At 75.2% G+C, this 11,885-nt stretch carries 11 protein-coding genes; 4 read left to right on the top strand and 7 right to left on the bottom strand.

Annotated elements, in window-relative coordinates; genetic code table 11:
• Positions 1-19: 19 nt before the first annotated feature.
• From AMIR_RS13905 to AMIR_RS13895, 3 genes are all read right to left on the bottom strand, one after another.
• A complete protein-coding gene (locus AMIR_RS13905; protein ID WP_015801601.1) occupies positions 20-577 on the bottom strand; it encodes a TetR/AcrR family transcriptional regulator in 558 nt (185 codons plus the stop codon).
• The gene (locus tag AMIR_RS13900; protein ID WP_049796828.1) at positions 574-1,503 is read right to left on the bottom strand and encodes an LLM class flavin-dependent oxidoreductase; all 930 of its coding nucleotides are present in this window, start codon (positions 1,501-1,503) and stop codon (positions 574-576) included. The genes AMIR_RS13905 and AMIR_RS13900 overlap by 4 nt, the downstream gene beginning before the upstream one ends.
• A gap of 157 nt (positions 1,504-1,660) precedes the next feature.
• Positions 1,661-3,487 carry an ABC transporter ATP-binding protein gene (locus tag AMIR_RS13895; protein ID WP_015801599.1) on the bottom strand — a complete coding sequence of 609 codons (1,827 nt, stop codon included), beginning with the start codon at positions 3,485-3,487 and terminating at the stop codon, positions 1,661-1,663.
• A gap of 75 nt (positions 3,488-3,562) precedes the next feature.
• Here AMIR_RS13895 and AMIR_RS13890 point away from each other — a divergent pair, with 75 nt between their 5' ends.
• Positions 3,563-4,147 (top strand): TetR/AcrR family transcriptional regulator, encoded by a 585-nt coding sequence (locus AMIR_RS13890; RefSeq protein WP_041836746.1) that lies wholly within the window; start codon positions 3,563-3,565, stop codon positions 4,145-4,147.
• A 19-nt stretch (positions 4,148-4,166) separates the two neighbouring features.
• Here AMIR_RS13890 and AMIR_RS13885 read toward each other — a convergent pair whose 3' ends face one another.
• Together AMIR_RS13885 and AMIR_RS13880 are read right to left on the bottom strand one after the other, a co-directional pair.
• Positions 4,167-4,703 carry a GNAT family N-acetyltransferase gene (locus AMIR_RS13885; RefSeq protein WP_041836745.1) on the bottom strand — a complete coding sequence of 179 codons (537 nt, stop codon included), beginning with the start codon at positions 4,701-4,703 and terminating at the stop codon, positions 4,167-4,169.
• Between the two features lie 59 nt (positions 4,704-4,762).
• Positions 4,763-5,491: a zf-HC2 domain-containing protein gene (locus tag AMIR_RS13880; protein ID WP_015801596.1), complete on the bottom strand. Its 729-nt coding sequence runs from the start codon at positions 5,489-5,491 to the stop codon at positions 4,763-4,765.
• Positions 5,492-5,553: 62 nt separating this feature from the next.
• Here AMIR_RS13880 and AMIR_RS13875 point away from each other — a divergent pair, with 62 nt between their 5' ends.
• Positions 5,554-6,114, top strand: a complete 561-nt coding sequence (locus tag AMIR_RS13875) for a sigma-70 family RNA polymerase sigma factor (RefSeq protein ID WP_041836744.1) — start codon at positions 5,554-5,556, stop codon at positions 6,112-6,114.
• A gap of 104 nt (positions 6,115-6,218) precedes the next feature.
• Here AMIR_RS13875 and AMIR_RS13870 read toward each other — a convergent pair whose 3' ends face one another.
• Together AMIR_RS13870 and AMIR_RS13865 are read right to left on the bottom strand one after the other, a co-directional pair.
• Positions 6,219-6,764, bottom strand: a complete 546-nt coding sequence (locus tag AMIR_RS13870) for a vitamin K epoxide reductase family protein (protein WP_015801594.1) — start codon at positions 6,762-6,764, stop codon at positions 6,219-6,221.
• Complete coding sequence (locus tag AMIR_RS13865) at positions 6,761-7,492, bottom strand: DsbA family protein (RefSeq protein WP_015801593.1); 732 nt, start codon at positions 7,490-7,492, stop codon at positions 6,761-6,763. The genes AMIR_RS13870 and AMIR_RS13865 overlap by 4 nt, the downstream gene beginning before the upstream one ends.
• Before the next feature lie 114 nt (positions 7,493-7,606).
• Here AMIR_RS13865 and AMIR_RS13860 point away from each other — a divergent pair, with 114 nt between their 5' ends.
• The gene (locus AMIR_RS13860; RefSeq protein ID WP_015801592.1) at positions 7,607-9,505 is read left to right on the top strand and encodes a cytochrome c oxidase assembly protein; all 1,899 of its coding nucleotides are present in this window, start codon (positions 7,607-7,609) and stop codon (positions 9,503-9,505) included.
• Between the two features lie 61 nt (positions 9,506-9,566).
• On the top strand, positions 9,567-11,786 hold the full coding sequence (locus AMIR_RS13855) for a heavy metal translocating P-type ATPase (RefSeq protein ID WP_015801591.1): 2,220 nt from the start codon (positions 9,567-9,569) through the stop codon (positions 11,784-11,786).
• The last annotated feature ends 99 nt before the right edge of the window (positions 11,787-11,885 follow it).

The following is an 11,885-nucleotide window of genomic DNA, read 5'->3' as shown; positions in this document are numbered from 1 at the left end:
TGGGGCGCGGGGTGGTCGGTCACGGGCCGGGTGGCGGGCCGATGAGGCGGTGCACGGCCTGGCGGACGCGGTCCACGTCGAACGGCTCGGTGGAGATGTGGCTGTGCAGGATCAGGCCCTCCTGCAGGGCGTCGATCATGGGGGCCAGCTCCGGGGGGAAGTGGCGGGTGAGGGAGGCGCGCGAGCGCAGCATCCAGTCCTGGATCAGCTCGCGGTAGCGCGGCTCGCGCACGGCCAGGGCGTAGAGCTCGGCGGACAGCACCATGTCCCTGCCGTAGCCCTCGCCCTGGGTGATGATGATCCGGACGACCCCCTCGCGCGGGTCCTCGTCGGGGCCGATGTCGGCCAGGATCTGGTCGAACCTGGCGTGCATCGTGTCGGCCAGCCGGGAGAACGCCGCGTGGAGCAGGTCGTCGCGGGTCGGGAAGTGGTAGGTCATCGAGCCGAGCGGCACGTCGGCCGCCTCCGCGACCGAGCGGTAGGTGGCGCCCGCGACGCCGTGCTCGGCGATCACCTCCAGCGCCGCCTCGACGATGCGCTCCCCGCGCTCGGGGTCGGTGCGCCGGGTGCGGGTCACCGGGCGGACGCCAGCGCCGGGAGCGCGGCCAGCGGGTCGGCGGCGGCGGGGATGAGCACGGAGGTGGTGACGCCCGCGTCGAACAGCTCGGCGTTGCGGGCGCGCACCTCGTCGGGGGTGCCCGCCAGCGCCAGCTGGGTGACCCACTCCTGGGGGAGGTTGGCGGCGAACTCCTCGCGGGTGGCGCTGGCGGCGCGGAGCGCGGCGAACTCGGCGGCGAACGGGAGCGGGGCCAGGTGCGGGGCCCAGTCGGGCTCGCCGATCCAGGCCAGGCCGGGGCGCACCTCGGCGACGGCGGTCGCGGTGTCGGGGTGGACGCTGGCGGCGTTGTAGGTGACGACGCCGTGCGGGGACGCGGCGATCCGCTCGACGGAGGCGCGGACGTACTCGGGGGTGCACGGCTCGGCGAGCACGGTGCCGTCCGCGACCCGCCCGGACAGGGCCAGCGACTTCGGGCCGCGCACGCCCGCGAGGACCGGCGGGACGACCTCGGGCAGCGAGGACGGTTCGAGGCGGGCCTCGGTGAGGGTGACGTAGCGGCCCCGCGTGGTGACGGTCTCGCCGCGCAGCAGCGCCCGGATCGCGGTGAGGTGCTCGCCGAGGAGGGTGAGCGGGCTGTCCGGCAGGGCGCCGACGGAGCGCATCCAGTCGGGCATCCCGTGCCCCACGCCGATGGTCACCCGGCCGGGGAAGAGCTGACCGAGGGTGGCGATCTCCATGGCGGCGAACACCGGGTTGCGGATCGCGGCGGGCAGGATGCCGATGCCCACGGTGATCGACCTCGTGGCGGCGAGGACGGCCGCGGTCTGCGCGACGCCGCCCCGGAAGCCGAGGTCCTCCACCACCCACAGCTCGTCGAAGCCGAGCGCCTCGGCCTGGCGCGCGTAGTCCAGGACCTGGCCGTGGGGCAGGTCGCGGGGAAGCATGACACCAACGGAACGGGCGGCCACGGGTCCTCCTATAAGAACGTTCGTATATGAACGCGGGAGGGAAGGTTAGCAGTCCGCGCGGGGGCGGGGAACCGGAAACCGAGCGCCGCTCGGCAGCGGTCCGGGGACCGGCGTGGTCCCCGGACCGCGTGGCTCAGGCCACGACCGCCGCGGGCTCGGACGGCGCGGCGCCGGCCCCGGACGGCGCAGGCCCGGACGGCGCGGGCCCGGATGGCACCGCCCCGTCGGAGATCCGCAGCGCCGCCACCAGCTCGCGGTACAGCTCGTCGCGCGCCAGCAGCTCGGCGTGCGTGCCGGACGCCCGCACCAGGCCGTCCTCCATCACCACGATGGTGTCCGCGTCGATCACCGTGGACAGCCGGTGCGCCACGGTGACCACCGCGCCGTGCCGCGCCCGCTCCCGCACGCACTCGTGCACGGCGGCCTCGGTCAGCCCGTCGACCTGCGCGGTCGCCTCGTCCAGCAGCAGCACGTCCGGCGCGCGCAGGATCGCCCGCGCCAGCGCGATCCGCTGCCGCTGCCCGCCGGACATGCTCGACGGCCCGAGCGGGGTGTCGAGCCCGTCCGGGAGCGCGGCCACGACCTCCTCCAGGCGCACCTGCCGCAGCACCCGCCACAGCTCGTCCTCCCCCGCGTCGGGGTGCGTGAACAGCAGGTTGTCCCGGATCGACCCCGGCAGCACCGGCGTCTCCTGCTCCACGTACGCCAGCCGGGCGCGCAGCTCCTCGTGCGCGTGCTCGCGGTACGGCCGCCCGTCGAGCAGCACCTGCCCCCCGCTGGGCTCCAGGAACCGCAGCACCAGCGACAGCAGCGTGGTCTTGCCCGCGCCGGACGGTCCGACGACGGCGGTGTGCCCCCGGCGCGGCACGGCCAGGTCGACGCCGCGCACGGCCGGTTCGCCGCCGTACCCGGCCACCACGCCGCGCAGCTCCAGCACCGGCCCGTCCGAGGAGCCGCGCGAGGCGGTCCCCTCCCCCGCGCTGTCCCGCTCAACCTCCAGCGCGTCCACGTCCCGGATGCGCCCGGCCGCCGCGATCCCGGCCTGCAGGGTGGTGACGTTGCGGCTGAGCTCGGTCACCGGGTCCATCAGGCCGAACGCGTACAGCAGGAACGCGATCAGGCTCGACACCTCCAGCGCCCCCTGCGACACCCGCCACGCGCCGAGCCCCAGCACGAGGATGATCGCGAACTGGATGCCCGACCAGGCCGCGGACCACGCCGCCGCCTCCCGCCGCACCGCCCGCACGCTGTGCTCGTAGGCGGCGCGCGCGTCGCCGAGGACCCGCTCGGCCTGGCGCGCCTCGGCGCGACTGGCCTTGACGGTGCGGATCGCGCGCAGCGTGCCCTCCAGCACGCCGCCGAGCTTGCCGACGCGGTCCTGCGCGAGCTCCTGCTCGCGGGCGATCGCGGGCATCAGCACGGCGAACACCACGCCCAGCGCCACGACCGAGACGACCGTGGCGCCGAGCAGCGCGAGGTCGAGCACGGCCATCAGCACGAGCGTGCCGACGAGCGTGACCGTGCCGTTGACCAGGCCGATCACGCTGCTGGAGGCGGCCTCGCGCAGCAGCACCGTGTCCGAGGTGACCCTGGTGACCAGCTCGCCGCTGGGGCGTGCGGTGACGGCGGGCACGGTGGCGCGCAGCAGCCGCTTGACCATGGACTCGCGGGCGTCGAGGACGACGCGCTCGCCGAGCCTGCCGAGGATCACCCACTGGATGGTCCAGATGACCAGGCCCGCGACGAGCAGCGCGAGCATCGTGCCGACGGGGGCGGCCAGGGAGCCGCCCGCGCCGAGCGAGTCGAGCACCCACTTGGTGACCATCGGGGTGGCCAGGGTGGAGGCCGAGCCGATCAGGGACAGCGCCAACCCGAGGGCGAGGGTGCCCCTGTGCGGGCGGGCGAACGACCAGAGCACCCGCAAGCGCGGTAGTGCCTGCTTCACCTTCGGGGGTTTCATGCTCAAAAGTAGAACACCAGTGTTCCAAAGTTGTCAAAGATGATTCCGTTTGGGGATGGGCAGTACGGTTCCCCCATGAGCGAGGCGCGCAGCGAACCCGTCGTGAAGACCGAGTCCGGTTCACGGGCCAGGACCCGGCGGGCGATCCTGGACGCGGCCGTGCGGGAGCTGAGCGCGAACGCGGCCGTGCCGCTGGGCGAGATCGCCACCGCCGCCGGGGTCGGGCGGACCACCCTGCACCGGTACTTCCCCGAGCGGGCCGACCTGCTGGTGGCGGTGACCGCCTTCATGGACGAGCGGATCGCCTCGGCCACCACGCGGGCCAGGTTGGACGACGGGTCGGCGCGGGCCGCGCTCGGGCGGCTCTGCCAGGAGTACTTCGAGCTGGGCGACGTGCTGACGCTGATGTTCACCAGCCCGGTCGCGCCGAACGGCCGGGAGTGGGACTACGAGACGCAGTCCGACCACTCGGTGCGGGACGCGATCGACCGGGGGCACGCCGAGGGCGACGTGGACGCGGCGCTGGGGCGGGACTGGGTGCTGAACGTGGTGTGGAGCCTGCTGTTCTCCACCTGGGACATGGTGCGGGCGCAGGGCGCGCCGAAGCACGCGGCGCTGACGCAGTGCCTGCGGACGCTGGACAAGGCACTGGCGCCCTGACCGTCCACAGAGGACTTGACTACAGGCGGTCGAACGGCTCGGCGTAGCGGAAGGTCCCGCGCGCGGCGGGGTCGTGCGCGGCGAGCGGGCGGACCTGGAAGTGCGGCTCCCACTCGGGAACCGGTGGCGCGACACCGGTCTCGCCGCACGGCAGGAAGCCGAACCGGTGGTAGTAACCCGGATCGCCGAGCAGGGCCACGAGCGGTTCGCCGAGCGCGTCGGCCGCGCCGAGCAGGGCGTGCACGAGCGCGCTGCCGACGCCCGCGCGCTGCCGGTCCGGGCGGACGGACAGCGGGCCGAGCCCCAGCGCGGGGACGTCGCCGACCGCTCCCCTGGTCGCCAGGACGTGGCCGACCACCGCGCCGTCCGGGTCCTGCGCCACGAGCGAGAGCGCGGGCAGCCACCCGGCGTCGGCGCGCAGCTCGTCCACCAGCCAGACCTCGACGGGGGCTCCGTCGCGCAGTTCGGCGGCGCTCTGGTCGGGGCGGGTGAACGCGGCGGCGGTGACCGCGCGGATCGCGGGGACGTCGGCGGGTCGCTCGGGTCGGATCAGCACCCGCGCACTGTCCACCGCACGCGCGCTCGGGGCAACCGGATTGCCCGGCGTGGCGCGTCTCACGCGGCCCTGCGGTGCGCGATCGGTCGCAGGTGACGGGTGGGCGCGCGGTCCGCTCGCGGCGGTGGGACGTCGTGGTCGGCGGTGCGCGCCCGCCGCGGTTCGGGGCGGGCGGCGGACTCGGGCTCCGGGTGGTCGCGGTGCGCCCGCGCGACGAGGAGCAGCAGCACCAGGCCCGCGGCGAGCGGCAGGTGCGAGGCGACCCTGGTGGCGGTCGCGGTGCCCTCGGCCAGGTCGTGCGCGGAGAAGCCCAGCAGCAGCACGACGAACCCGCCGAGCGTGGGCAGCAGGCCGGACGCGCGCCTGCCGTTCACCGCCGCCACCAGCAGGCCGACGCCCAGCGCCAGGTTCCACGCCGCGCCCTCGTTGAACAGGTGCCCGGCCAGGCCCTCCGCGCCGTGTCCCGCGGTGACGTCGTGGCCGGTCGCGCCGGTGAGCAGCTGGGCGAGCGCGAGCCACAGCTGCGCCAGCGCCACGGCGGCGAGCGCGAGCCGGGGGCGCAGCGCGCCGTGCGCGGGCGGCAGGTCGGCCAGCACCTCGGCCGCCAGGTCCGGGACGGCGGGGGCCTCGCGGACCCGGACCAGCCTGGTGAGCGCCTGCGCGCGGCCCCGCCAGCGCGCGCAGTCGGGGCACTTGGCCAGGTGCGCGTCCGTCCACGCCGGGGGCAGGGGCGCGGCCTCCCCGTCCAGCCGGGCCGAGAGCGCCTCGCGGCAGGTGTCGCAGTCCACATCACTATGGTCGGGCCATTCGGCTCACCGGTTCCCGACGGCGGGTGACTACGATCCGGGTCGTGACGACTCCGACCCCCGACGACGAGGTGACGCGCTGGGCGCTGCGGGCGCGCTCCGGTGACCGGAACGCCCTGGAGCAGTTCGTGCGCGGCACCCAGCGCGACGTGTGGCGGTTCACCGCGCACCTCGCCGGGGTCGACGTGGCCGACGACCTGTCGCAGGAGACCTACGCCCGCGCGCTGACGAGCCTGCACCGGTTCGCCGGGCGGTCGTCGGCGCGCACGTGGCTGCTGGTGATCGCGCGGCGGGTCGTGGTGGACCAGGTGCGGATGGCGCAGTCCCGGCCGCGCCTGTCGCCGGGGGCGGACTGGGTGCGCGAGGCGGACCGCAGGCCCGCGGCGACCGGGTTCGAGGACGCGGTCGAGCTGAACCTGCTGCTGGACTCGCTGGACCAGGACCGGCGCGAGGCGCTGGTGCTGACGCAGGTGCTGGGGCTGTCGTACGCGGAGGCGGCGGACGTGGCGGGGTGCCCGGTGGGCACGATCCGGTCGCGGGTGGCGCGGGCGCGCGACGACCTGATGCGGGCGGTCGACGTGGGCGAGGCCAGCGAGGTCGGCTGACGGGACGCGCGGGAGGGCACGTGGGACGCGCGCCGGGCCCGCCGTCGGCGAGCAGCCCGCCGCGAGCCCCGGCCCCGGACTCGCGGACCGGGGCCGAGCCGGGGTCACAGCAGGCTGCTCCAGTAGTCCCAGAACGCGCCGAGCACCAGCGCGGCGATCACCGCGTACCAGAGCGCGAGCACCGCGCTGTGCACCCGATTGAGCGGCGCGAGCCAGGGCCAGGTGTCCAGGGCGCTGTACCAGGCCAGCGGGATCGTCACCGCCCACACCACCACGCAGTACGGGCACAGCGCGCGGATGTCGTACAGGCTCGCGGCGATCAGCCAGTGCACGAACACCACGCCGAGCGCGGCGCCCGCGCTGAACGCCGCCCGGAACCAGCGCGGCGGCTGGAAACCCGCGAGGACGGTGACGCCGACCGTCACCACGACGGCGAAGGCCGCGATGCCGATGAGCGGGTTGGGGAAGCCGAACGCCGCCGCCTGCGGGCTGTCCATGACCGAGCCGCAGGCGATGACCGGGTTGATCGAGCAGGTCGGCACGTAGGCCGGGTCCTCGAGCTTGGCGATCTTCTCGATGGTGAGCGCGGACGCTGCGACCAGGCCGAGGCCGCCGCCGAGGACGCTGAGCCACGCCAGCGCGCGGTTCACCCGGCCAGCGCCTCGTCGAGCGCGGCGCGCAGCTCGTCGCCGACCGCCTGCAGGGTCCGGCCGGTGGGCTCGAAGCGCTCGCCGCCGACGAAGAACGTCGGGGTGCCGGTGACGCCGAGCGCCTTGCCGTCGGCGACGTCGCGGTCGACGGCGGCCTTGACGGCGTCGGAGTCCAGGTCGGTCCGGAAGCGGTCGACGTCCAGGCCGAGGTCCTGGGCGTAGCGCTCGAACGCGGTCCGCGCGGCGGTCTCGTCGGTGGCGGTGGCCTGGCCGGTGACTGCCCAGTCCTGGAAACCGCCGTACAGCGCGTGGTACATCCCGGTCTGCTGGCCCTGCTCGCCTGCGGCCTCGGCGGCGCGGGCGGCCAGCGGGGCCAGCGGGTGGACGTCGAGCGGGAAGTTGCGGGTGGCGAAGGTGATCCGGCCCCGGTAGTCCTCCTCCAGCTGCTTGGTGATGCCGGAGTAGTAGGACGCGCAGGCGGGGCACTGGTAGTCCAGGAACTCCACCAGGGTCACCCGGTTCCCCTCCACCGCGGACAGGGTGTGCGCGTCGGCGGGCAGCAACCTGGACTGGTCGGCGCTCCCGCCGGAGGAGCGGTTGACCACGAGGACGCCGCCGATCACCAGGACCGCGACGAGCGCGACCACCCCGGTGAGGACGGCGTTGAGCGAGGGGCCGCGCCGGGCGGCGACGGGGGTGGACCTGCGCGGCTGTGGCGTTCGTGACATCGGGTTCGCCTCCGGTCGTTCGGACGGGCTGTTCGCCCAGTTGGTCGGTGGGAGCGTGGGGAAGTTCCGGGAAGTCCCCGGAACTTTCCGAGCCGTCTGGACGACCGGTGGGACATGAGGGTTGACAGGGCCGCCGCGCCGGCCGGCGGTCTGGCGGTGCTGTGCGTCACGGCCGTGGTGCTGGCCGCCGGGGACGTGCACGGGGTGCTGGGCGACAGCGATCCCGGCCGGGTGGCCGGGTGGCTGCTCGGGGTGGTGCGGCTGGTCGCGGACGGCGCGGGGTCGGTGACGGCGGGCGCGCTGGCGTTCGCGGCGTTCGTGGCGCCGGGCAGGCGGGACGGGAAGCTGACCGCCGACGCGTACGCGGCGCTGCGGTTGGCGGCGCTGGCGTCCCCGGTGTGGCTGGTCGCGGCGCTGGCGGCGGTGCCGCTGGCGGCCGGTGACGCCTCGGGGCAGCCGCAGTCGGTGGTGTGGGCCAACCTCGCGGGGCTGGTCGACGCGACCGACGAGCCGAAGGCGTGGCTGGTGACCTCGGTGGTGGTGGCGGTCGTGGTGTGGGGCTCGCGGGTGACGCTGACCTGGCCGACGACGGTGACGTGGCTGGTGCTGTCGGTGCTGGCGCTGCTGCCGCCGGTGGTGATGGGGCACGTGTCGGGTGGCGCGTGGCACGACGTGGCGACGAACGCGGTGCTGTGGCACGTCCCGGCGGCGGCCGTGTGGGTCGGGTCGCTGGTGGCGCTGTGCTCGTTCCTGCGGCGCGGCGGGCCGGACCGCGAGCGGGTGCTGGGCCGGTACCGGCGGGTGACGGCGGTGTGCCTGGTCGTGGTGGCGCTGAGCGGGTCGGTCGCGGGGCTGGCGCTGGCGACGCCGTCCGGGCTGCTGTCCGGGTTCGGGGCGCTGCTGGGGGTGAAGCTGCTGGTGTGCTTGCTGGTGCTGGGGTCGCGCGGCCGTGCGGTCCGCACGCGGTGGGGCGCGCGGTGGCCGCTGGCCGTCGAGGTGGTCGCGCTGGGCGTGGCCATGGGCGCCTCGGCGGGGCTGGCGCACCTGGTGCCGCCGCGGTGGACGTCGACGCGACCGTCGGCGCGGGAGACCGTGCTGGGGTACGAGCTCCCCGCGGGGCCAGGGTTCTCCGAGATCCTGGTGGGCTGGCGGTTCGACCTGGTGATCGGGCTGGGCGCGGTGCTGGCGGCGCTGCTCTACCTGCGCGGGGTCCGGGTGCTGCGGCGGCGCGGGGACGCGTGGCCCTCGCACCGGGTCGCGGCGTGGCTGGGCGGGTGCCTGGTGCTGCTGCTGGCGACCTCGTCCGGGGTCGGCCGGTACGCGCCCGCGATGTTCAGCGCGCACATGGTGGCGCACATGTCGTTGACCATGCTGGCCCCGGTGCTGCTGGTGCTGGGCGGTCCGGTGACGCTGGCGCTGCGCGCGCTGCCGCCGGGGCCGCGCGCGTGGGTGGTGGCGCTGCTGCACTGCCGGTGGACGCGGATCGTCTCGCACCCGGCGTTCGCGGCGGTCGTGTTCGTCGCCTCGTTCTACGTGCTGTACTTCTCGCCGCTGTTCGGCGAGGCCATGGGGCAGCACTGGGCGCACGTGCTGATGAACGTCCACTTCCTGATGACCGGGTACGTCTTCTACTGGCTGGTGATCGGCGTCGACCGGCCGCCGAGGCCGCTGCCGCACCTGGCGCGGCTGGGGATGCTGTTCGCGGTGATGCCGTTCCACGCGTTCTTCGGCGTGATCCTGATGAACGGGCAGTCGGTGATCGCCGAGTCGCACTACCGGGAGGTGGCGCTGCCCTGGCTGCCGGACCTGATGGCCGACCAGCGGCTCGGCGGCGGGATCGCCTGGGCCACCGGGGAGATCCCGATGCTGGTGGTGGTGATCGCGCTGATGGCGCAGTGGGCGGCGGCCGACCGCAAGGAGGCGGTGCGGATGGACCGGCGCGACGACGACGACGAGGACGAGCGGCTGGCCGCGTACAACGCGATGCTGGCGGAGCTGTCCGAGCGGCGTTGAGGCACGGGCGCGCCGGGGTCGGTCCGGCGCGCTTTCTTGTTGGGACTTCGAGGAAGCAGTGATGAGCGCAGCGGTGGCGGTGGCGGACGGGCCGGTGGAGCTGGTGGTGTCCGGGATGACGTGCGCGGCGTGCGCGACGCGCGTGGAGCGCAAGCTGAACAAGCTGGACGGCGTGCGGGCGTCGGTGAACTACGCGACCGAGCGGGCGGTGGTGCACCTGCCCGAGGGGATGGACGCGCGGGACGCGGTGGAGGCGGTGCGCGGGGCCGGGTACGACGCGCGGGTGCGGCGGCGGGCCGAGGACGACCGGGCCGGGCACACGGCGGCGGTGAACGACCTGCGGCGCAGGCTCGTGGTGGCGGCGGTGCTGGCGATCCCGCTGGGGAACCTGTCGATCACCCTGGCGCTGGTGCCGTCGCTGCGGTTCACCGGGTGGGAGGCGCTGTGCGCGCTGCTGGCGGTGCCGGTGGTGTTCTACTCGGCGTGGCCGTTCCACCGGGCGGCGGCGCGGACGTTGCGGCACGGGTCGTCGAGCATGGACACGCTGGTGTCGATCGGGGTGCTGGCGTCGTTCGGGTGGGCGGTGTGGTCGATGCAGGCCGGGTCGTCGGGACCGGGCTACTGGCTCGGGTTCGGGGTGACCGACGGCGGCGCGGACGCGGTGTACCTGGACGTGGCGGCCGGGGTGACGACTTTTCTCCTGGCGGGGCGGTACTTCGAGACGCGGTCGCGGCGCAACGCGGTGGGGTTGCTGACGGCGTTGGCGGACCTGGCGGCGAAGGACGCGCGGGTGCTGCGGGACGGGGTGGAGCACGCGGTGCCCGCGGCGCTGCTGAAGGTGGGCGAGCTGTTCGTCATGCGCCCCGGTGAGGCGCTTCCCGCGGACGGGGTCGTGGTCGAGGGCGCGTCCACCGTGGACACCTCGGCGATGACGGGCGAGTCGGTTCCGGTGGAGGTGGCCGAGGGGTCGCGGGTGGTCGGCGGGACGGTGAACCGGACCGGGCGGGTCGTGGTGCGGGCCACCGAGGTCGGGGCGAACACGCAGCTGGCGCAGATGAGCGCGCTGGCGGAGCAGGCGGCGCAGCGCAAGGCCGGGGTGCAGCGGCTGGTGGACCGGGTGTGCGCGGTGTTCGTGCCGGTGGTGCTGGTGATCTCGCTGGCGACCCTGCTGGGGTGGTTGGCGACCGGGCACACCGCGCGCGAGGCGTTCACGTCGGCGGTGGCGGTGCTGATCATCGCGTGCCCGTGCGCGCTGGGGCTGGCGACGCCGACCGCGCTGATGGTCGGGGTGGCGCGGGCGGCCGGGTTGGGCGTGCTGGTGAAGGGGCCTCGGGCGCTGGAGGCGACGCGGGCGGTGGACACCGTGGTGCTGGACAAGACCGGGACGGTGACGACGGGGCGGATGTCGGTGGTGGCGTCGGTCGGGTTCGGCGGGGCGTCGTCGGGTGAGGCGCTGCGGTGGGCCGGGGCGGTGGAGTCGGCGTCCGAGCACCCGATCGCGGTGGCGATCGCGGCGGGTGGGGGTTTCCCTGCGGTGCGGGGGTTCGAGGCGCTGGTGGGGGCCGGCGCGCGCGGTGAGGTGGAGGGCGCGGAGGTGGTCGTCGGGTCGGCGGCGCTGATGGCCGAGCTGGGCGTGACCGTGCCGGAGCAGGCGGGATCGTGGCTCGCCTCGCTGGGGCCCGCGACCGGGGTGCTGGTGGCCAGGGGCGGCGGGGTGGTCGGCGGGATCGCGGTGCGCGACTCGGTGCGGCCGTCGGCGGCGTCGGCGGTGGAGCGGTTGCACCGCATGGGTTTGCGGACCGTGCTGCTCACCGGGGACGGCGCTGCCGCGGCGCTGGCGGTGGCGGAGGAGATCGGGGTGCGGGAGGTGCGCGCCGAGGTGCGGCCGGCCGACAAGGCGGCCGTGGTGGAGGAGCTGCGGGCGGCCGGGAGGCGGGTGGCGGTGGTCGGCGACGGCGTGAACGACGGTCCGGCGCTGGCGTCGGCGGACCTGGGCATGGCGGTGGCGCGCGGCAGCGACGTGGCGGCGCAGGCGTCGGACGTGGTGCTGGTGCGGGAGGACCTGCACGCCGTGCCGGACGCGATCGAGCTGGCGGCGCGCACGCTGTCGACCATCCGGGGGAACCTGGTGTGGGCGTTCGGCTACAACGCGGCGGCGATCCCGCTGGCGGCGCTGGGTCTGCTGAACCCGCTGATCGCGGCGGCGGCGATGTCGCTGTCGTCGGTGCTGGTGGTGACGAACAGCCTGCGGTTGCGGAACTTCCGACCCGGAGGTCGTTGAGCTTTCCTGTGAACCAGGTCACAGCGGACCAACTCGGGCGCGGCCCGTGACGTCTTCCCGTAGCGAGTCGAAGTCGAGGCTTCGACGGCACGCCGTCTG

The organism is Actinosynnema mirum DSM 43827, from assembly GCF_000023245.1.
Taxonomy (GTDB): Bacteria; Actinomycetota; Actinomycetes; order Mycobacteriales; family Pseudonocardiaceae; genus Actinosynnema; species Actinosynnema mirum.
Note: the sequence above shows the minus strand (reverse complement) of the source record. Positions and strands in the feature narration are given on the sequence as shown.

Bases quoted from the DNA above. Each gene is read 5' to 3' on its own strand.
- AMIR_RS13900 (WP_049796828.1), bottom strand. From the start codon at position 1,503: ATGCTTCCCCGCGACCTGCCCCACGGCCAGGTCCTGGACTACGCGCGC.
- AMIR_RS13895 (WP_015801599.1), bottom strand. From the start codon at position 3,487: ATGAAACCCCCGAAGGTGAAGCAGGCACTACCGCGCTTGCGGGTGCTC.
- AMIR_RS13890 (WP_041836746.1), top strand. From the start codon at position 3,563: ATGAGCGAGGCGCGCAGCGAACCCGTCGTGAAGACCGAGTCCGGTTCA.
- AMIR_RS13865 (WP_015801593.1), bottom strand. From the start codon at position 7,492: ATGTCACGAACGCCACAGCCGCGCAGGTCCACCCCCGTCGCCGCCCGG.
- AMIR_RS13860 (WP_015801592.1), top strand. From the start codon at position 7,607: ATGAGGGTTGACAGGGCCGCCGCGCCGGCCGGCGGTCTGGCGGTGCTG.
- AMIR_RS13855 (WP_015801591.1), top strand. From the start codon at position 9,567: ATGAGCGCAGCGGTGGCGGTGGCGGACGGGCCGGTGGAGCTGGTGGTG.